Genomic DNA, 18,012 nt, shown 5'->3' with positions numbered 1-18,012 from the left:
GGTCAGGCCGGACGCGTAACTGGGAACCGATCGGCACCGTGTTGTTGAACCCGGATCGAGAGCAACAGAACGAGAAAATGGCGGCATAGTTAGACGGTTGACGCGACAACTACCTTGAAAAATGCCGAATCAGGTAAGCCGTTAACGATACAAGCCCGAAAGGCCGCCTCATTTCGGGCGGGTAAATCGCTCAAAGAATCCGTCAATTGAAACACTGGAATACTAACCGTGGTCGCATTGCTTAACTGAGCTTGGGCGCTTTGAGGCCTTCCTTGGCAGTAGCACCAGTTGCTGCCAAGGTCTGTTCTATTTCACTGGGTGGGGTACGCCATGATCATCTGGCGCGACTTACCAAACTGCTAAACCGGTGAAGCACCTGTGGCACACCGCACTTCAAAATCCGAACATATCCGAAAGGCCCTCCGCGCAGCCCCTCATCTCCTGCTTGACCCAGACTAACTCCTAACATCGAACCAACACCGACCCAACCAGTCAACGGGCCGCAGATTGATTGGATGGTGAAGACCGATCCGTCCACGGTGCATGCGGCCCTGCAGTAAGAATCGATGTGCCACTTTCCACGCACCCCTGCCACCACAGCGAGGTGCAGCATTGAATCCTCGACAAGCAAGTAACCCACCGCCTCATACCCGGGGTAACCTGACGTATCGATCCCAAATGCCCAGCACTGCCCACTGAAATCGTCTGGTAGCGGTTGGATCATCAGGTCCTGCATTACGCCGTCATGCGTATGGTCATGCAGTTGCGGAGCCATGGACCACAAGCGATTGCACCTGGCCTTGAAGCCGGCTCGCTTGGTTCCACTGTCGAACCAGGTGATTGCCCATTGACCCACACCCTGGACAATCATGAGAAAGCCGAACAGCAGGGCTAACCCATAAACCAGGAGTAATGCTTTGAAAGTTGGCAACAGGATCTGGAACAGAGAGTAGAAAACCAGCGCTGCAGCGATGATGCTCAATCCCGGCTTCACATTCCTAGCCAGGCTGACAAGGAGATCCTTCAACGGTTACACCTCGAGTACGGTTAAGTTGAATCCAGCGAGCACCTCGCTGAACCCCTACGGTTAAATCGGTACCAGCTGCGGCCAAATTGACCAGTTGAACAACGACATCTGAACTACCCTCGCCATCGACGTATTGTGCGATCTTTGCCCACTTCGCCGCCTCCTGGAGCTCCTCAGCTCCAGCGGCGTTTGTCGCAATCGCGATCGCCAGATCCGCAGCAGAGTGAGAGATTCCGCTCTCGGCTCCGAACCGTAAAAATGACTTCGCCTTTTCAAGATCCCGCCCAAAGAGCCCGTTGCCGAAGAGGTAGAGCCGGCCGATCTTGGCTGCGGCCTGAGGATCGCCGCTACAGGCCATTTCCTTCAACTCGATCAGTGCCACCCCTGCGGCGTCCATGTCGTCGCGAGAGATGGCATCAGCAATATTCGCCTCGAGTGAGACCGGGTCACTTGCCGATGCGGGTATCGCGAGAAGCAGGATTAGCAGGACGGCAATTCGCATTAATGGCACTCGCTAAAAACATGAGACGACTATATTCGCCCCGTGCCTGTGCTATCGCTCCAAATAGGCCCTACGGCCGGGTCAAACCCTACGAGTCTGCAGCCTCTTCAATTCCTTTTTTTGTGGGAACAGAATTCATCGTCCTATCATCGGTTTCAACGCCGCCACCCGGATTAAGAAGACCAACAAACCCAGCGACCGGGGCGCTGCCGACGGCGCGATCCAGCCCAACGACTGAATGAGACGGTACCGCCCCGCCGTATCGCACTCGTCTCAGTACAATCAGGACAAGCGAGGGCATCACCAACAGTAAAACCACCCCGGCAACTGCCAATGTCGTGACCATGGTCACCGCGTAGATAACCCACTCAAGCGCCCGCATAGTCATCGCATCCGCCATTCCCTGGGCGTGGGCCAGGCCATTACGCAAAAAAGTGGGTAGCTGACTCGAAAAATCGACTTTGAACAGCAATGAAGCAGCAAGCGCGATAACCAGCAGCACGACACCTCCCCTTAAGGCCAGGCGGATATCAGCCCACGATGGTATGCAGTGCATCGCTATGATCAGCGCGGACATACTCCACACGGGGCCCATCCCGCCGGCGCAGAGATTCCCGAAGGCCAGCGTCCAAGCGCCGGCCACGCCTTCCAGGAAGACAGATCCATCAAATCCACTATCGCTCCAAGGGGCCACTGTTGGGTTAAAGGGAAAGAGGAACTCAAATAACAGGAAGGCCATAAAGATAGGCGCAACACCTTGCACTACCAGCCCAACGGCGTGAACTGTTGAGGACGGACGATAGCTGAAGGCGACATAGCCAAGACGCCCGGTGGCCGCGTCGGGTGAGTAGAGCCGGATTTGGGTTATTTTCAAACCGAATATCCAGCACGCCAAAACGTGCCCCAGCTCATGGATGGGTGTACCGAGAACACCTGTGACCGCGTAGAACGGGAAAACGCCCCGAACAAGCGAGTGAACCAGCCTGTCCATAATCAGGATGACCAAGGGCGGCATCAGGAAGATGTAGGCCAGGTATTGTACGATCACCTGCCAGTTAGAATCGATGAACATTGGAGTCTCACGTAAAGTGGGGGCCCGATCATTCTCACCCTCCTCAAGCTCGCAGCGGGACGACATTGATGCCCGGCATGGGGCACCAATATCCGTCATAGATCGAACCCGCCTACAGGCTCAGTCTCGTCACCTGCACTCCTCTCCCCTTGCTAGATTGGCCTGATTGAATCTAGGGGAACGGCCGTGGACATTAACTGGACATCGGAGCAGCTGGAATTTCTCAATTGCACGGCGCCGCTCATAAGGCTCCGAGCGTTCGCTGGTGCGTCCAAAACAATCTCACTCGAAGGCTATTCGCGCAAGCACAATCGCCTCAGATACCTGTACCTGGCCTACAACAAAGCAATTAGGGATGAGGCCAAAAAGCGCTTTCCGAAAAACGTCGTCTGCGCGACCACACACGAGTTGGCCTACAAAGGCTATCGGGCAAAATTCGAGCATAAACTTGAGGGCAATTTGCGACTTGGGGATATGGCCAAGGTGCTGAATACGAATGATTGGACCGTGGTAAGGGCAGTGGTCGACACCTTGAACAACTTTTTATGCAGCCCCCTCGAGACCTTTCATGAAAGCCATCTCCCAATGGTCAAAAGGATGCCGGGCTCGCAAATGCCACCAAGCTTCATCGAAAATGTTTTCAAGTCTGCTGAGTATCTGTGGGAGCGGATGATCGACCCTGAAGACACGTCTGTACCCCTTTTGCACGACGGATATTTGAAAATGTACCTGCTCAGCAATCCTGACCTCAGCAGAACCTACGATGTCATACTGGCGGACGAGAGCCAGGACCTGAACGGCCTGACACTGGCCCTCATCAAGAAACAATCCTGCAGGAAGATATTCGTCGGCGATCGGCACCAGGAGCTCTATCGCTTCAGAGGTTCTGACAATGCGTTGGATGATCCTGACCTCGACGATGCAGTTGACCTTCGCCTGACCAGGTCGTTTCGATTTGGGCCAGCAACGGCCGCACTTGCCAACATCATTCTAAGTTTCAAAGGCGAGACGGTGCCGGTAATAGGGGCCGGCGCTCGAACGAAAATCCGATCCACCCTGGACAGCGACGCCAAACGTCCCGCGCTGCTCCACCGCACGGTCATGGGGGTCATCCTTTCAGCGCTGGACTACACCGCGGCCGGCAAAAAAGTGTTTTGGATCGGGAAAATTGATTCGTATCAGATCTCGAGCATCGAGGACCTGTATTGGTTCAGCGAAGGCCGCACTGATAAGGTCAAAAACAAACGGCTGTTGAAAGAGTTCAGCGACTGGAACCAGTACCTGACCATTGCAGAGGAAACGAAAGACCGCGAAATGGTCCGAGCCATCAAGATCATCAGCGCCTACGACGACCTTGAAGCCCGTCTACGGCAGATGAGAGCGATGACAGTAAACGAGGAGGACAAAGCCGACATCATCCTGGCCACAGCCCACCGTTCGAAAGGGCTTGAGTTTGACAATGTCGCACTGATGGATGATTTCCCGGACCCACTGGACCCTCAGATGGACCATGGGTCGCGTGAGGACGAGCTCAATTTGCTGTACGTCGCGGCCACCCGCGCGAAATACCAGTTGGCGGTCAATCAAGTTGTGATTGGCCTGATGCGCGAACACGCCTACAAGGTAAAAATGGCCGCCAAACAAGCGCAAGGTGTTTGAATAACCGCCGTGTCATATCGCCCGGCGGAGCGGCACCAGATGATCCGGTGATGCCCCAAATCGTTTGCAAAGGGACTCGTAGCTAGAGCCGAATCCCAAACTCGACATTGTGCAGAGCACCTCAATGTTCGAATCCAGCGTCGCAAGGCAAAGATCGCGGCTATGGGGAACCATACGGAATCCGCGAACCTTCAATTCGTGCTCAAGCTCCCCCCACCCTCTTGAAATCTTGGTGAGCGCCAGAAGTTCGACCTTTTTCGATTCACTTAGCTCGCCCTTCAGCGCTGGAATTTTTCTAAGGTCTTCTCGAGGGTCAACATTAAAGCCTGAGAAAAGGCCCTTAACCTGCCAAAGACGTCCTATTCGAATCCAGCTGAGGCCTCCTACAAGCGCCCGCACAGCGCAGAGCACTGCAAAGGCCACACCAGCACCCGAAAGAATCGTAGAAGCCTCCAAAATGCCTAACCGGCGCATAAGAGCGGGAAACAGTTCACCCACACCAAAATAGAAGAAGCAGGCGTAGACGAGAGGCCTGATGATCGCCGCACCAAGTGCCCGTCGGCGCGGATGGGAGTTGACCTTGTTCATTACGCAGTGGCTCCAGCTGCACCCTGGATATCGCTGTGGTTAGCCCGCCCCTCATTTTCCAATCCATGATCAGGGTCAGCCATATCCGCCGCGGCCAGGGCGTGCTGAGCCCACTCGTCGATCGCACCTTCAACAATTTTTGGATACTCCGGATCTGACTCTAAAGCTTTCATCTGTAGCAGGATCTCGTCAATCACCAGATCTGGCTCCACCCGGCCCCCGCATTCGCTGCAGTGACTCATTCCAATTGCCAGACCAGGCATCCGGTAGGGAGGTCGCCCAGTCTGCAGCTGAAACTCAGAAAATGCCCGCGCGTATAGGTCAACGGTTCTTGAGGGCAAAGTGCGGACCGGCAGGGTCCCCAGAATGGCTATGACGCATTGGTGTGACATGTTTTTCTCCAAACAAAATGGCTCCCTCAGAATCAACCGAGAGAGCCAATATGCAAGTCCTGCTCCTGAGAGAGCTGCTCAGAGTGGTGCTCTACTGCTCATCTGCGCCGGCGTCCTGTTCCTCGCCAGCCGTCGCCACCGGGGCCATTTTCTCTGCCTTGGGCGCTGCAACGGCTCGACCGCCGTAGCCCAGTATTTGTTCGCTTACAACTGCCCCACCATCAACCGGTTCGCCCCTTCGCTTTTGCTCATCGGCCTGAGCGTCCGCTCGCTCGCTAACCATCATTTTTTTCATGACGGTAATGAAGGCGCTGGCCGGCTGAGCCCCTGAAACAAACTCTTTTTCACCGGTGAGATTGTCGATGACCATCGTCGCAGGCGTGCCGGTGGCGCCAATCTTCTGCCCCATCAACATGTGCTCGTTGATACGGTCTTTGTGACGTTCACTGGCCATGCATTCTTTAAACTTCTCCTTGTCGCCACCGAGCCGTTTGGCTAGCGCCGGCAAGTCCTTCACGCCGCCACCGTTGCCGGCGGAAAGGTCGAACACCTGGTCGAGAAAGACCCAAAAGCCCTTGTTGCCTTTTTGCTCGGCAAAACACTCGGAGGCCTTTGCCTCATCGTTGGCCGCCGGGTTGTGGAACGACAGAGGCAGATGTCGCCATTGCCAGTTAACGGCACCGTTAGAACGCTCAACAATTTCCTTCATTGTTGGGTGCAGCTTCTTACAGAACGGACATTCCATGTCAGAGAACTCGGCCAGGGTAAACCGAGCTTTCAGGTCACCGTATACACGCGCGTCATTTGGCACCGTGTCGACCGCTTTGGGGTACCGGGCATACTGGGCACTGGCATAGGCTTCAATTTCCTTAAGCTCGCGCTGGAAAATGAGATCGTCGACAGCAGCGGCCACCTTGTCATCGAGATATCGACCGCCCTGCCAGGCGTTGAATGCTGCAAGCCCGCCAAAGGTTGCAATCTGGGAGAGGACGACTGAGATGGCTATAGCCGGGAGGAGCGGTTTGAGGTTGAGCATGGCTGTTCCTGCAGTGGTATCTAGTGCAGGAGACGATACTCAGCCGTGAAAACCGAAAGGGGCTAATCAGCCCCTCAAACTGGCTCGGTTACCGTGCGGCAAGGAGCATGAGAGAAGCAACTGACGGCAGTATCGGGGAATGGATCTGCATGGCTTGTCGCACCGATTTCCGGGCCACGATCAACTCGCCGTGACTCGCCATCACACACGCCAGTAGCGGGCCCATTACACCACGGCTGCAGGAAGAAGAATCTTCTGCCTTGTACCGAGTCACTAATTGAACAAGTGAAGCCGAGGTCCATCCGACACCAGGTAGGCTTTTCGCTTGAGCGCCAATGAGATCCAGGCGCTGAACCAGCGTCAAGACTGGTGAGAGTGCGTCCAGCAGCGCAATTATCCTGTGACCATAGGCAGCCAGGGTAACCGCCAGATTACTCATTCGAGTGGCAAAGAATCGGCTTTGAGCCAAGTGACTTTGATAGACAAAAATGTCATCCCTTGGAAGTCCCTGCCCCTTCCCCTTCGCATCCAAAATACCCAGTGCGCGTTCAGCCGATCTCAACTTTTGCCGTTCCTCGACGAATAGGTGAAGTACGCAGCGGGCCTCTTTACGCATCAACAACAACTCTGCCTTAAGGGCGATCTGGTCTTTCAAGTTAATGGTCTCGTTCTCTAGCATTTGGTTGGCCATTATCACCTCTGGGTCTTCCACGTTTGTGGTGGTTAGCCCCTTTATTTGCCTGATGATTGCGTTTGAATCAGCTCATCACGCTCTTGGAATAGGGGTTGACGCACCACTGTTGTTGGTGTCAACCCCACACGTTTCAGGCGGCGAATTTTGCGCGATGACGGTCCCGCGCCTCGCGGCGCTCCTGCTCCTCAACGCACAGTTTGGCCGATGGCAGTACCAGCAGCCGGCGCAATCCGATCTGAGGCCCGGTTTCACAGTATCCGTAGCTGCCCTCTTCAATTCGACTGAGAGCCTCCACAAGCTCACTCAGGGCCAATGAGTCACGCCGGATCGAGCTGGTTACCTTTTGACGCTGTTCTTCGATTGTCGCGGCGTCACCAGGATCGGGCACGTTCTCCAAACGCTCAAGTTCTTCTCTCCAATCGCCGATACGTATACGGAGTTCGCTGATACGGGCATTGATCAGTTCGCGGAAGAACTGAAGCTGAGAGCCGGACATGTAGTCATCGGCACTCATGAGCAATATTTCACTTTTCGTCACGTCAACCTCCAGGGTGTTTTCATCACCTGAATCATGCCGACAGTTTGAAATATGCAACCTGCTAGATGGGCCCAATGGTGGCCCCGTCCAGGGGCGAATTAGAAACTTTCAATGATGAGTATCGTTGACTATTGCCGGCGAGGTTATTTGAGACCGGCTAACCCAACTGGGCGTGCGAGAAGACTCTTTCAATTCCACACGACCGTGTAGCCATGGTTGTTTGCATACAAACAGGAGCGCGCATGACAAAGAACGTAACGACAAATGAAGCAAAATTTACTGCAAGATTTCCCGACTTCATCTTTCAGAGGATCAGTGAAAAAGCTCGAGCGAATAATCGAAGCATCAACCAAGAACTCATACACGGCATGAGCCAATATCTTGAGGGACTGGACGAACTGGAGCTGCTAATCGCGAGCGTGAAAAACCAGCTTGCCTCCATACAGTCCACAGAAATGGTGCCCGCCTAAGTCCCATCTCCAACTACCATATACCCCTGGCCATCGCTGCCATGGAGCTCGACCGGCGATCATTCGTTCTACCCAGATGCGAAGGTTTGACAGAATTCTTTGGACAAAAAAATGCCCTCTGCGAAGAGGGCATTTTTATTGGCCGGTTTGGTTTGGGACACAATCGGATAGGCAGACCCAGTATCAATAGAACGCAGATGGACCACGCTCACTGTCGGGTAGGTAAAAAGCAGTATCGTTCGGCAGGTTCTTGGACAGGGCGGCAGCCAGCTGCTCAGACGTCACTTCACCACGGGTCTTGAGCACCATCGAGTCGAAGAGCGACCCCGAGGCCGAGCCGTTCGTGGTTTCGTGCCCAACCGGGATAGCCACGATTCGCGCAGGGAACCCACCACGATCTACTGGGGCGTAACCGTCTGCAGCGAGGATACCTCGGTGCCCCATGAAGACTTTGGCCGCCTTCATGCCAGCCGTGGTCTCAATTTTGCCCAACCTGAATTGTCCATTGGGCAAGTCATAAGATTTGGTAACGTCGACCACTGTCTTGGCAAACATGGCCTCCATCTTCGTCCCGCACCCCGCCACGGCCGTAGCCATGTCTTGCCCGTCGACCTTAGGCATAAAGCAGACAACATAACCTTGCGTGACGCGAGGGTCGAATTTTGGAGAGCCAGCCACCAGGCTCAGCACCATGCCGGCGCCCCCCACATCTCCACCAATGGCGTTTAAGCCAATTGCCTCAAGGTCCTTACCCGTTGAGCTTGGACGCGAGGAGTCGGTCGACATATAGCGGATCGTTTCCTCTTTGGTCGACTGACGCAACTGAGTGCCTGTGAACGAGCCGGCAGGGGCAGCCTTCAAGGACGGCATCCCCATTACTGCAAAGACCTTGTCGGTTGCCGTCGCAGTGCTGGCAAACTTCTGAGGTTGGCTGTTTGCGTGTTTGATGGTCATCTCATCTGCAGCGCGAAACTCGTATTGCACTGACGCAGACTGTGCCGTTCCCAATCCATCAACTTGAGCCTTTTTGGCGCCGTCGTACGCGGCGCAACCACCCAGGGAAGCGATAGCTACAGCGATCAGTGTGTATCCGATGGACTTCATCCTTGGACCTCTCTTTGGTTTTTCTAAATCAGACCACAAGGCCGTGAAAGTGCAAATTTTTTAGTTGAACGCTTTGCTCTGTTGATCCACCGGCTGACAGAGATCCGCTACATGTTTCAGATCCCTGTGCGTGATTGCTTGAGCGCTACTGTTCCAATCGGCGAGCAGTTTTTTCGCGCAGGCGGACTCGGCGATCACAGTTCGTATTTCACCGACGGACGCCGCTTGCCACGGCTTGTTTAGTGCCTTGACCGCTGGATAGCCGATTAGACAGAGAAGCGCTAATCCTCCAAGCCACTTGCAGACCAGAAGATATGATCCCCTGGTAAAGCCGCCCTCGTTCACCAATGTCTCGCCGTCAGCGTTTACGTTCTTCATAGCGCATCCAGATGTTACTTGCGGTTGATGTAAATGGCCTGTAAGGCAAATCAGGGCTAAAGGTTGTCACCTCAAATTGGTTTCGACGGCTACGTGTTACCCACACCATAGTGAGCAGGTACCGACGATCCTTTTAGCCAGTTTCGTTACGTAACCGCGGCCTTGGTGCCCAATGACCGAGCAACCTTGCCGGGTGCATTTCACAACGAGGGGGTGGTCGTCACACATGCTAAAGCCTGAAAAGCTCATTTTGATCCCATGTATCGGACACCTTCCCTCTTGCAGACGCTGCGCCTGTTCTGACGCCGATTGCCTAAGCGGATCGAGTCGCCAATCGGTTCCAATCTCTGCAGGGACATCTGGGAACTTCGGGTCGTGAACATCGCCGTACCAGCGGCCATCCCTTTCACTTATGTCGTGGCCTTCGTATTGCCGGTAGATACAGTCGAGCCAAAAGTTCTGGGGGATAAATTCTCGAAGGGCCTCGACAATCACTGAGGCAACGTAACCAGGTCTTCTGTAATACCGGTGCGTGATGACCCAGGAGCCGCCAAAGCGGATAAAAAACTCATTGAGCTCGCCTTCCGGGACCCCTCGGGCCAATCCTTTCTCATCAGAGTCGAACCAGAAGGCCCACTTGAAACAATCCCATTCTTGCGAGTGATCGGCGCCGGTTGAGTCGCCCAAAATTTCACCTCTTTGATCGTTCAGCATCACGGTGTCCAAAACTCAAGGATGACGCTTATGGTCTCAGGTGCCACAAACGTGAGAGCTTGGGTTTGGTCCCTGGGACGGGGCCAACTCGACAAATACCGCTATAGAAGGATGTGACTATGGTGAGCATCCGTGTGGGGACCTTACTGTCGCGCGGCACCTCTGCCTTGGAAAATTGACGAGTATTTATGTCGGTCACGAAACACATAGCCCGTGCCTTGCCTGCTCAGCGCGTTGCCTTGCTGATCTACCTGCTCTACATCTCCGGATACTTCTTCGGGATCACTGCTTTAGTGGGGGCAATCATCGCCCTCCTTCACAGAAAATGTCCTGATGAAGTTCTCGCCACACATTTTCGCACCCAAGTTCGACTCTGCTGCTGGAGCCTGCTCTGGGTTGTGCTGGGTGGACTTACGGTTAAGGTAGGCGTTGGCTACATCGTCCTCACGGCCTGGTTTATTTGGTCCGTATGGCGAATCGCGCAGGGCCTGTTTGCGCTTTCTAAACACCAGCCCACGATCTGAAACAAAAAACCCCCGGCCACTGACGCGACCGGGGGTTTGATTTTTTTATGATGTCCTGGGCTACAGCCGACAAAGGAACGAATGACCAGCAAGTCCAGTTTTTATTTGCGCTTAGAGGACTATGCGACGATCCGAAGGCCGAACGGGATTCGTGTGCCGAGATGTCAACTCAATCCACTGGCACTGATAAGAGCCTCCGTACTGCTGGCACACGGGAACGACACGAGCAGGCACGGCGGGAGATGTGTTCACAGTTGGCTGCATGTCAACGCAACCGGAAAGAATGATTGCTGACAAGACCAGAAATTGGGAACTATTCATTGAGGGACTCCATGGAAATTCACGAGCCCCTCCCCTAGCGGGAAATAGCCCGCAAGGGTTGATGGTTGCTGTAACACAGCTGGTGGCCAAGTGGCCTCATGCAGGCAGATCAATCTGCCGTCATGCTTAAGAGACGAAAGAATACTCTGGGCGCAGGGTTGGGTCCAGAGCACTGGCACGAACCCATAGATGAGCTTTAAGCACTGCCCCCGCCGGCCTCATCTCACACGAGACCGATAGTGAACCGTTGCTCAGGACCGCTTCAAAACCTGTGTCCATGATTGAGAATTTAGACTGGTCAACTACCGCTCCCACCCTGGACAAAAGCTCCTGCTGTAGCGCAGATATCACGCTGATTGTCCCGACCGTTCCATACAATCCGTGGCCCATGTAGAGACTGAAATCAAACCGCAATGCGTTATAGCGGTCCGGCCTGTACTGCACTTGCGAGAGGACCGCATCACACGAGATGAGGCGCTGCGCCCCCTTGCTGGCTGTCTTCACGGGCTCCCCACGATGGAGCTTGTGCTTTACGTGGGCCTCCTCAAGAAACCGCTTTACCAGGGTCAACAGCTCCGGCGCGGAATCCGTGAAGTCAGGCCAGACCACAGGTGCGGATGTGTGTTGTTCAAGCATGTGTTTCTTCCCAATCGCCTGCAAGCTCAGCGAGCCGCTCAAGTGAAAATTGTTCGCCTGGCTTACCCGAGTCGGATAGCCATGAGATGAATCCAAGGATCGCATCCTGGGGCCCCACTTCGGCCTTGGTCTGCGCCACAGCAACGCCTCCAGAACTCGAAAGCTCTGGTGCCTCGTTGTCTGCCCCAACCATAAAGGGAGCCACGGCCGCGACCACCAACTTGGTCCACAACGGCACCTTTGATGCCAGCTCGGGTTGCAAAGACAAGACCGAGGAGACGCGTTGCGCCAGGTCAGCATGTGCCGCAGCTGAGCACACCGGAGTAATCGCCTGCTCCGCCTTGCTCGGCGCAGTCACGGGCTTTTCTGTGCCTGCCGCCAATTGTTCAAATGCAATCACCGCCAAAGCGGCGTATCGGTGACCGAGCTCAGTAGATCTGCAGCGAAATACAGGCTCATTACCGGCAAAGATAGCCGGCGCACCACCGTCAAGTTCGCCGGGTTTCAGATGCAGAGTCGGAACAGCTTTGATCAGGGCCGCTAGGTCCTGACTGAAAGACTCGGTAGTCATAGAGCACCTCCAATATTTGACGTCATGGTGACACCAGTTCTGAAAATGCAAGTCCCGGGATAGCAGCTTGTCCTTAGGGGCTTAGTACAGAGCGGTCGACCACCCCACCGAACGTCGATCACATCACCATCAGGTAGGTCTATGGCTTGGTACCGGCTTAGATCCAGATGTTTTGGGGCGCGGTTTGGGGCTTGCATTTCGCACTGACGTGGGAGAATTGCCACATCGAGTTGAGGTTTGGCGAGGTGCCTTCTACGGCAACCCGTACAGAGGAAAACACATGACTGTTCAGCTGCAGATGTTGTTTGGCGATGACGTGGGTATTCGCGCCTCTTGGGAGGATGAAGTCGATCGACTGATCCAGGATGGAGCGCTTTTTATAGCCAACCACTCTGGAGGCAAGGATTCACAAATTCAGTTAATCCGACTGCTGGAGCGCGTGCCAGCGTCGCAACTGCTTGTTGTTCACGCTTCGCTCGGTGCCATGGAGTGGCCTGGAGCCATGGAGTTGGCCCGCGATCAAGCGGCCGATGCTGCACTGCCGTTCATTGTGGCCACAGCTTCCAAGACGCTGCTGGAAATGGTCGAGCGCAGGTATGAGAGCCGCCCGGAAGTTCCGAGTTGGCCATCAGCCACAACCCGCCAGTGCACAAGTGACCTGAAGCGAGGCCCGATCCAGCGTGAGGTCCGACGCTACGCCAAGGCCAACGGATTCAAGACCATCGTGAACTGCCTTGGGCTGCGTGCTCAGGAGTCTCCGGGCCGCGCCAAGCGTGCTGCGTTCAGCCGTATGGGAATAAGCAACTCCGTGCACACATGGTTCGAATGGCTTCCGATCCATGACATGAGTGCTACCGAAGTGTTCGATGCCATCGCGGTAGCCGGGCAGAAACCCCACTACGCCTATGCCTTGGGCAATGATCGCCTTAGCTGCGTCTTCTGTGTGATGGCTTCCAAAGCTGACCTGCGAAATGGTCGGATTGCGCGCCCTGAGTTGTTTGAACAATACGTCGAACTTGAGCAACGGACGGGCTACACCATGCATATGAATCGCATTCCATTGGTTGAGCTGGTGGCTTAACCTTAGCCCGCAAATACGGCTAAAGGCCTACAGAACAGCGTCCAGCCCCTTCACAACGACTGAACAAGCCTCACGGAATATCCGGCATGAAGCACGAATACCCCGAGTATCCATCAGTTTCCGCAACGGTAGATCCATCGCGATATCTGGATGCCATCGACGCTCTGAAAGGCGTCCGTCAGGTCTTTTGTGATGGGGAAACGATCCTCCTGCCCGAGGCCGAGGTGCAAGCAATTAATATGCTGTGCACCCGCTTCAATGCGTCCACGGTCTACGGTCAGGCCAAGGAGTATGAATTCGCAACAAAGGCTCGCGATCAGTCCGTTCCACTTGAGCTGCTGCGACTTGGCCAGGCCGTGCATGACTCCACCGGGCAATCGGCCGAAGAAATGATCCGTGCTGCTTTGGAGCAACCGAGCGCGACCTTGTTGGCGGGGTCAGCGCTCTATCGCTCCAGCATGTTGCCCAACTAAATACGGAAAAGATGATGAGCACAACACTCAAAGCGCTAAGTGATTATGAGCACGGATTTGTCACCGCCGCAGCGCTGGCCACCCGGTTGGGTGATCCGAACCTTGCAGCCAAAATGCTTGGGCATGCTGGCTTCCAAGCGCTAGATTGCTCGGAAGTCAACGACGTTGATAAGCAGATGCTTCAGTTGGTGAACCAGCAACCTGGCATGAAGTTGTCGGGGCTCGGCAAAAATAACTGAATCCCGGAAAATCCCGCGACACACCTGCCCGCCTTGAGCGGGCATTTTTGTCGCTGTCATTGCAAAGTGCTGTATTTTTTTGGCTCACGACAGCCTCAAAAGATTCTTTCCTCGGAAAGCAATTGTAATGTGGGAGCTAATGATCGACAGGTACGGTCCCAATCTGTGACGGCTTTGTTCGCGAACTAACCGATTGATCTCATGCCCCTGGTGTAAGATTCTGTATGTGAATTCCGCGGACCAGCAGGGTTAGCTTAAACAGCACACATTGCGGCTACCCTTCAATCTTAGTTTTAAGATCAATTGGAGAATTACGATGTCCCTGATAAATGAGTACCGTGCGACCGAAGATGCTATCAAGGAGCTTCAGAGTCGATTGGCGCAGCTCAGCAGCGATGACCGCTTGAAAACCGAATTGGAGTTCGAGGGCAAGCTGCGCAAGCTGATGGGTGAGTATCAAAAAAGTCTGCGCGACATTATCAACCTGCTTGACCCTACCCCGGCAAAAAATGGCGCGAAGCAGGCAGCTCCAAAAGTCCGCCGCGCACGTATGGTCAAGGTTTATCAGAATCCACATACCGGCGAGTTGATTGAAACAAAGGGCGGTAACCACCGCGGCCTGAAAGCCTGGAAGGAGCAATACGGTGCAGGCACGGTCGACTCCTGGCTGCGCGGCTGACGCTTGCCGCGACAATGAAAACCATAACCCCTTCCGAGGGGTTTTTTATGTCTGATGCCTACAAGTTGAAAAACCATCGAAACCTCCGGGGCACTGCTTGCTCACAGTGGGGCCCACTGGCATTATGCTCACTCTTTCTCTGGTGCTAGCTCACCAGATCGGCGAAAGCCAAGCTGCTTGCAGCACCTACCCAGCGTTTCATCCGATCTTTATGACCCTACCTGAACCTTTAGGATTCAGCCTGGGGCACTCTTCAATGCTGTTTGAACCTCGCCGCGCTTTAGCCGCTTCGCTCATATAGCAAACCGAACAATCCTTACTTAAATGCCGTGACCTCGTGGATTTCAGGTGTTGGCGTCAGCTCCGCCGTATTTATCGGTTACCTATTAGCAATGCCTCCAATACGAGTCATTGACTCCTGCACAGCAGGAACAAATTCTAGACGTTCAGATGGCTGCCGCTGTCAGTAAGCGGGAACTCAACACTTCGGTGTAGTTCCGGGCCAAGGTTTTTTAGACCTGGTCAGCGAGGTCCGCAGTCGGTGCCTCGGGAAGTTTTCAGTCCCAAATAACAACTGCAGCTGCAAGATGGTATGAGAGATAGTTACATCAAGTAGGGCTCCCCCGAACGAAAGGACTAACTCGCCTCCACTCTGCACTGCAGAGTTTTTCCAGGCAACTGGCATACCAGGCTAAAGCACTGACCCTCGCGAAAGCGTGGTCGAAAAAAAACCCGGCACACTGTGTCGGGTTTTTTTTCGCCTGCACAATCTCAGCGCTCAGCCGGTACTAGATCCTCAGCCGCTGAGGCCACAAGGCTGCAGTAGAACAACCAGCCGCAAATGCTGACCAGAAGCAGAGCCACTCCAAGTGAGTTCGTCGTTGCGTCCAACCACTTCGCAGAAGCCTGTAGGAGAACGCCACAGATCACCAATAGCCGCATGGGGCCTAGAATCAATTTGTCGCGCTTCGACAGTGCTTCCTGCATCAATTTGGCCTTCTCCCAGGTGACGCGCCCGGACATCATCGCGGCGACCAGATAGGGCTCAACCTTCCCTCCCATGATGATAAATAAAGGCATGATGCTGAGCTGCTGCTCGACCGCACTCGTGTAGAGGATAACCAGGAGGTTCCTCTTCCCTTCCCCAAACAGCTGGCTAGGAATTTCAAACCGCGGGAGAGATCCCGTTTGCCAGGCGGCAATATCGGAACTAAGCATTGCCCCCAACGCGACGACGTTTAGCAAGCCACCAATGATCAGTGCGAGGGGCGTGGCCAGCCTGAAAAAGTTCCGCCAAGGAGAGCCTGGGCCCATAGCCTTTGTAAACAGCTGCGAACCAGGGATTGCCCCAGCCTTCCAACAGCACAGTGCCAATACAAAAAATACGAGGGGGCTCCCCAAACTGAAGATGTGGAAAGCGGCCTTACCCACTGTCAGCAACAGTACAATTGCAATCATGGCGGCCAAAAAAGTGACCAGAAAATAGAGCGGCAATACCCTGAGAAATATGGGGAGCGCACCATTTAACCAGGTCCGCCAATGGGCAATAGTGATCGCAGGTGTTGTTCGCTGCTCGATCATTGTCAATCTCATATTCCCTCAAGTCTTAGGTGGTGAGGCCACCGACCTTTTCTCCATGTGCGTACCAGACGGACAAGGAACCACGCAAAATCAATCCAGAAGCAAGACTACGGCCACAAGCGAAAAGCGCAAGTACTGCTGCGCCGGTGAGCCCTACTTGCATATTGGAAAGCTGTGAGAGCGTGACTCCACATATCACTGCTCAAGGGAGTCTAACTATGCCTCAACAAATCGATACTGCTCAGCCTTTCACCACCACCCCGACCACTCCCGATGCACTCCATAAAAAACTGGGTGTGTATTGCGTCGCGTGGGAGCAGATGGTGTTAAACGCCATGGCCTATCTCCTGGGCAGCAAGTACCAGGGGGGAAGCTATGAAATTCGTGAGTACTTCAATGGCGCATTTGCGCTGATCCTTCCGGATCAGGGCGCAAAGAATGTCGTCAGATACGGGCACAGTGAGGAGAGTATGACCATGGAAGCTGCCTCGTTTGTCGCAAACCTGATGGCGTTCTCGGCTTGCAATTCCACTGCCATCGAAAATGAAGACGAGGCCGGCAACCTGATGCTGCACGATTACTACTTTGCGTTGAAAGAAGCCGTTAGCGGCAGGTACGGCTTCATCATCGACGCCAGTGCCGAGGATGGAACACGGCCGCTCAACGAGGATGAACTCGTTAAGGTCCAGGCCGAAGCGAAACCCCACCCGGAGCAGAATGCCATTCTCCGTATGATCAACTGAGCCTTTTAACGTCTCACCCCCTTTGTCGAGCTCAAGGGGGCGAGACAGAGCTATTCCCCATCAAAGGTGATGACCCCTCGGTAATACATACGCTCGCATCGTTACCGCGGCGGGCTATGCAACTCTACCCCTACAGCCTAGCAACCCGAGGCCGCAATCCAATGACTGTTCCCCCGGCAAAACCCCAACTCGATTTGTTTGAGCATGTTGAAAATGCCTTTAAGGCAAACCCTAACCGCCCTCTAAGCAACGATGAGCTTTATCACATCGTGGGCCGCACGGCCGAGATTCCTGACCATGTGATGAACGCTCGGAGCCCGATCGGCGCCGCCGGCGATTTGCACTCCACAACCCGGCGATCGATCCGCTGGCAACAACAGTCACTCAAAGCGCTTGGAGTGGTTGAGCGGGTCGAAGGTGCCAGAGGGCTATGGCAGCTTACCGAGAAGGCTAAAAAGGGGCTGAACAAGCCCTCACCCGGCGTCACCCTGCTTGGGTTCAGCACCAACCTCGGACTGGCCTTGTGGGGAACGTCTCCAGACGCTTTGGCCGGGCTCGATGAGCCGATTGAACTCGTCCTGACTTCCCCCCCATTCCCCCTGAGAATTTCTCGAGCGTATGGCAACCCCACGGCGAGTGAATTTGTCGACTTTATCTGCCAGGTCCTTGAACCCATCGTGCCGAAAATTTCGGCAACTGGAAGCCTCGTATTGAACATGACCAATGATTCATTCCTCGAAAAATCACCAGGCAGATCCACGTATTTGGAACGCACAATTATTGCCCTCGAGGACCGATTGGGACTGACGCTCATGGACAGGGTTCCATGGATAAATTTGTCGAAGGCACCAGGTCCAATGCAGTGATCTGGCACTTGGAAAGCGTTAGATTGCTGTGATATTAGAAACAGTCACTTAGAAACTCATGCGCTTTAGGGGTGCTTCTACCACCCTAAATGGCCAGAGCAGACAAAGTGAATGGGATTCTAAT

At 54.4% G+C, this 18,012-nt stretch carries 23 protein-coding genes; 9 read left to right on the top strand and 14 right to left on the bottom strand.

Features of this window, described 5'->3' with window-relative positions:
* Nucleotides 1-334: 334 nt before the first annotated feature.
* From QMX98_RS22485 to QMX98_RS22475, 3 genes are all read right to left on the bottom strand, one after another.
* Nucleotides 335-1,027 (bottom strand): hypothetical protein, encoded by a 693-nt coding sequence (locus tag QMX98_RS22485; protein ID WP_200617325.1) that lies wholly within the window; start codon nt 1,025-1,027, stop codon nt 335-337.
* Nucleotides 999-1,529, bottom strand: a complete 531-nt coding sequence (locus tag QMX98_RS22480) for a hypothetical protein (RefSeq protein ID WP_200617326.1) — start codon at nt 1,527-1,529, stop codon at nt 999-1,001. The genes QMX98_RS22485 and QMX98_RS22480 overlap by 29 nt, the downstream gene beginning before the upstream one ends.
* Before the next feature lie 88 nt (nt 1,530-1,617).
* Nucleotides 1,618-2,601, bottom strand: a complete 984-nt coding sequence (locus QMX98_RS22475; RefSeq protein ID WP_200617327.1) for a hypothetical protein — start codon at nt 2,599-2,601, stop codon at nt 1,618-1,620.
* A gap of 186 nt (nt 2,602-2,787) precedes the next feature.
* Here QMX98_RS22475 and QMX98_RS22470 point away from each other — a divergent pair, with 186 nt between their 5' ends.
* The gene (locus QMX98_RS22470) at nt 2,788-4,260 is read left to right on the top strand and encodes a 3'-5' exonuclease (protein WP_282411401.1); all 1,473 of its coding nucleotides are present in this window, start codon (nt 2,788-2,790) and stop codon (nt 4,258-4,260) included.
* Nucleotides 4,261-4,272: 12 nt separating this feature from the next.
* Here QMX98_RS22470 and QMX98_RS22465 read toward each other — a convergent pair whose 3' ends face one another.
* From QMX98_RS22465 to QMX98_RS22445, 5 genes are all read right to left on the bottom strand, one after another.
* Complete coding sequence (locus QMX98_RS22465) at nt 4,273-4,848, bottom strand: hypothetical protein (protein WP_200617331.1); 576 nt, start codon at nt 4,846-4,848, stop codon at nt 4,273-4,275.
* Nucleotides 4,848-5,045: a hypothetical protein gene (locus QMX98_RS22460; RefSeq protein ID WP_200617333.1), complete on the bottom strand. Its 198-nt coding sequence runs from the start codon at nt 5,043-5,045 to the stop codon at nt 4,848-4,850. The genes QMX98_RS22465 and QMX98_RS22460 overlap by 1 nt, the downstream gene beginning before the upstream one ends.
* A 286-nt stretch (nt 5,046-5,331) precedes the next feature.
* Entirely contained in the window at nt 5,332-6,276 is a 945-nt protein-coding gene (locus QMX98_RS22455) for a DsbA family protein (protein ID WP_200617335.1), read from the bottom strand.
* A gap of 88 nt (nt 6,277-6,364) precedes the next feature.
* Nucleotides 6,365-6,967, bottom strand: coding sequence for a hypothetical protein (locus tag QMX98_RS22450; RefSeq protein WP_200617337.1), 603 nt, complete (start codon nt 6,965-6,967; stop codon nt 6,365-6,367).
* Nucleotides 6,968-7,100: 133 nt separating this feature from the next.
* Nucleotides 7,101-7,508, bottom strand: a complete 408-nt coding sequence (locus tag QMX98_RS22445; RefSeq protein WP_200617339.1) for a TraR/DksA family transcriptional regulator — start codon at nt 7,506-7,508, stop codon at nt 7,101-7,103.
* A gap of 242 nt (nt 7,509-7,750) precedes the next feature.
* Here QMX98_RS22445 and QMX98_RS22440 point away from each other — a divergent pair, with 242 nt between their 5' ends.
* The gene (locus QMX98_RS22440) at nt 7,751-7,978 is read left to right on the top strand and encodes an Arc family DNA-binding protein (protein ID WP_200617343.1); all 228 of its coding nucleotides are present in this window, start codon (nt 7,751-7,753) and stop codon (nt 7,976-7,978) included.
* Between the two features lie 183 nt (nt 7,979-8,161).
* Here the strand turns inward: QMX98_RS22440 and QMX98_RS22435 are convergent, their stop codons facing one another.
* From QMX98_RS22435 to QMX98_RS22425, 3 genes are all read right to left on the bottom strand, one after another.
* Complete coding sequence (locus QMX98_RS22435) at nt 8,162-9,082, bottom strand: hypothetical protein (RefSeq protein WP_200617344.1); 921 nt, start codon at nt 9,080-9,082, stop codon at nt 8,162-8,164.
* 60 nt (nt 9,083-9,142) lie between these two features.
* Nucleotides 9,143-9,460, bottom strand: coding sequence for a hypothetical protein (locus QMX98_RS22430; protein WP_200617345.1), 318 nt, complete (start codon nt 9,458-9,460; stop codon nt 9,143-9,145).
* 96 nt (nt 9,461-9,556) lie between these two features.
* Nucleotides 9,557-10,174 carry a hypothetical protein gene (locus QMX98_RS22425; RefSeq protein WP_200617347.1) on the bottom strand — a complete coding sequence of 206 codons (618 nt, stop codon included), beginning with the start codon at nt 10,172-10,174 and terminating at the stop codon, nt 9,557-9,559.
* A gap of 188 nt (nt 10,175-10,362) precedes the next feature.
* Between QMX98_RS22425 and QMX98_RS22420 the strand changes: the two genes are divergently transcribed.
* Nucleotides 10,363-10,698, top strand: a complete 336-nt coding sequence (locus QMX98_RS22420) for a hypothetical protein (RefSeq protein ID WP_200617349.1) — start codon at nt 10,363-10,365, stop codon at nt 10,696-10,698.
* Between the two features lie 447 nt (nt 10,699-11,145).
* Here QMX98_RS22420 and QMX98_RS22415 read toward each other — a convergent pair whose 3' ends face one another.
* Nucleotides 11,146-11,655, bottom strand: a complete 510-nt coding sequence (locus QMX98_RS22415; RefSeq protein ID WP_200617351.1) for a hypothetical protein — start codon at nt 11,653-11,655, stop codon at nt 11,146-11,148.
* Nucleotides 11,648-12,226, bottom strand: coding sequence for a hypothetical protein (locus QMX98_RS22410; protein WP_200617353.1), 579 nt, complete (start codon nt 12,224-12,226; stop codon nt 11,648-11,650). The genes QMX98_RS22415 and QMX98_RS22410 overlap by 8 nt, the downstream gene beginning before the upstream one ends.
* Before the next feature lie 280 nt (nt 12,227-12,506).
* On the opposite strand from QMX98_RS22410, the gene QMX98_RS22405 reads away from it, so the two are divergent.
* From QMX98_RS22405 to QMX98_RS22390, 4 genes are all read left to right on the top strand, one after another.
* Nucleotides 12,507-13,307 carry a phosphoadenosine phosphosulfate reductase family protein gene (locus QMX98_RS22405; protein ID WP_200617354.1) on the top strand — a complete coding sequence of 267 codons (801 nt, stop codon included), beginning with the start codon at nt 12,507-12,509 and terminating at the stop codon, nt 13,305-13,307.
* An 86-nt stretch (nt 13,308-13,393) separates the two neighbouring features.
* A complete protein-coding gene (locus QMX98_RS22400) occupies nt 13,394-13,780 on the top strand; it encodes a hypothetical protein (protein WP_200617355.1) in 387 nt (128 codons plus the stop codon).
* A gap of 14 nt (nt 13,781-13,794) precedes the next feature.
* The gene (locus QMX98_RS22395; protein WP_200617356.1) at nt 13,795-14,019 is read left to right on the top strand and encodes a hypothetical protein; all 225 of its coding nucleotides are present in this window, start codon (nt 13,795-13,797) and stop codon (nt 14,017-14,019) included.
* 316 nt (nt 14,020-14,335) lie between these two features.
* Complete coding sequence (locus tag QMX98_RS22390) at nt 14,336-14,698, top strand: histone-like nucleoid-structuring protein, MvaT/MvaU family (RefSeq protein ID WP_200617358.1); 363 nt, start codon at nt 14,336-14,338, stop codon at nt 14,696-14,698.
* Nucleotides 14,699-15,469: 771 nt separating this feature from the next.
* On the opposite strand, the gene QMX98_RS22385 is transcribed toward QMX98_RS22390, so the two are convergent.
* On the bottom strand, nt 15,470-16,285 hold the full coding sequence (locus QMX98_RS22385) for a hypothetical protein (RefSeq protein WP_200617360.1): 816 nt from the start codon (nt 16,283-16,285) through the stop codon (nt 15,470-15,472).
* 212 nt (nt 16,286-16,497) lie between these two features.
* Here QMX98_RS22385 and QMX98_RS22380 point away from each other — a divergent pair, with 212 nt between their 5' ends.
* Complete coding sequence (locus tag QMX98_RS22380) at nt 16,498-17,022, top strand: hypothetical protein (protein WP_200617361.1); 525 nt, start codon at nt 16,498-16,500, stop codon at nt 17,020-17,022.
* Between the two features lie 161 nt (nt 17,023-17,183).
* Nucleotides 17,184-17,888 carry a hypothetical protein gene (locus QMX98_RS22375; RefSeq protein ID WP_282411400.1) on the top strand — a complete coding sequence of 235 codons (705 nt, stop codon included), beginning with the start codon at nt 17,184-17,186 and terminating at the stop codon, nt 17,886-17,888.
* The last annotated feature ends 124 nt before the right edge of the window (nt 17,889-18,012 follow it).

The organism is Pseudomonas sp. PS02303, assembly GCF_029959925.1.
Classification (GTDB): Bacteria; Pseudomonadota; Gammaproteobacteria; order Pseudomonadales; family Pseudomonadaceae; genus Aquipseudomonas; species Aquipseudomonas mandelii.
Note: the sequence above shows the minus strand (reverse complement) of the source record. Positions and strands in the feature narration are given on the sequence as shown.

What these genes read in the sequence shown, in the direction of transcription:
- QMX98_RS22480 (WP_200617326.1), bottom strand. Translation starts at nt 1,529, where the DNA reads ATGCGAATTGCCGTCCTGCTAATCCTGCTTCTCGCGATACCCGCATCG.
- QMX98_RS22475 (WP_200617327.1), bottom strand. Translation starts at nt 2,601, where the DNA reads ATGTTCATCGATTCTAACTGGCAGGTGATCGTACAATACCTGGCCTAC.
- QMX98_RS22465 (WP_200617331.1), bottom strand. Translation starts at nt 4,848, where the DNA reads ATGAACAAGGTCAACTCCCATCCGCGCCGACGGGCACTTGGTGCGGCG.
- QMX98_RS22455 (WP_200617335.1), bottom strand. Translation starts at nt 6,276, where the DNA reads ATGCTCAACCTCAAACCGCTCCTCCCGGCTATAGCCATCTCAGTCGTC.
- QMX98_RS22450 (WP_200617337.1), bottom strand. Translation starts at nt 6,967, where the DNA reads ATGGCCAACCAAATGCTAGAGAACGAGACCATTAACTTGAAAGACCAG.
- QMX98_RS22440 (WP_200617343.1), top strand. Translation starts at nt 7,751, where the DNA reads ATGACAAAGAACGTAACGACAAATGAAGCAAAATTTACTGCAAGATTT.
- QMX98_RS22435 (WP_200617344.1), bottom strand. Translation starts at nt 9,082, where the DNA reads ATGAAGTCCATCGGATACACACTGATCGCTGTAGCTATCGCTTCCCTG.
- QMX98_RS22430 (WP_200617345.1), bottom strand. Translation starts at nt 9,460, where the DNA reads ATGAAGAACGTAAACGCTGACGGCGAGACATTGGTGAACGAGGGCGGC.
- QMX98_RS22425 (WP_200617347.1), bottom strand. Translation starts at nt 10,174, where the DNA reads ATGCTGAACGATCAAAGAGGTGAAATTTTGGGCGACTCAACCGGCGCC.
- QMX98_RS22420 (WP_200617349.1), top strand. Translation starts at nt 10,363, where the DNA reads ATGTCGGTCACGAAACACATAGCCCGTGCCTTGCCTGCTCAGCGCGTT.
- QMX98_RS22415 (WP_200617351.1), bottom strand. Translation starts at nt 11,655, where the DNA reads ATGCTTGAACAACACACATCCGCACCTGTGGTCTGGCCTGACTTCACG.
- QMX98_RS22410 (WP_200617353.1), bottom strand. Translation starts at nt 12,226, where the DNA reads ATGACTACCGAGTCTTTCAGTCAGGACCTAGCGGCCCTGATCAAAGCT.
- QMX98_RS22405 (WP_200617354.1), top strand. Translation starts at nt 12,507, where the DNA reads ATGACTGTTCAGCTGCAGATGTTGTTTGGCGATGACGTGGGTATTCGC.
- QMX98_RS22400 (WP_200617355.1), top strand. Translation starts at nt 13,394, where the DNA reads ATGAAGCACGAATACCCCGAGTATCCATCAGTTTCCGCAACGGTAGAT.
- QMX98_RS22395 (WP_200617356.1), top strand. Translation starts at nt 13,795, where the DNA reads ATGAGCACAACACTCAAAGCGCTAAGTGATTATGAGCACGGATTTGTC.
- QMX98_RS22390 (WP_200617358.1), top strand. Translation starts at nt 14,336, where the DNA reads ATGTCCCTGATAAATGAGTACCGTGCGACCGAAGATGCTATCAAGGAG.
- QMX98_RS22380 (WP_200617361.1), top strand. Translation starts at nt 16,498, where the DNA reads ATGCCTCAACAAATCGATACTGCTCAGCCTTTCACCACCACCCCGACC.
- QMX98_RS22375 (WP_282411400.1), top strand. Translation starts at nt 17,184, where the DNA reads ATGACTGTTCCCCCGGCAAAACCCCAACTCGATTTGTTTGAGCATGTT.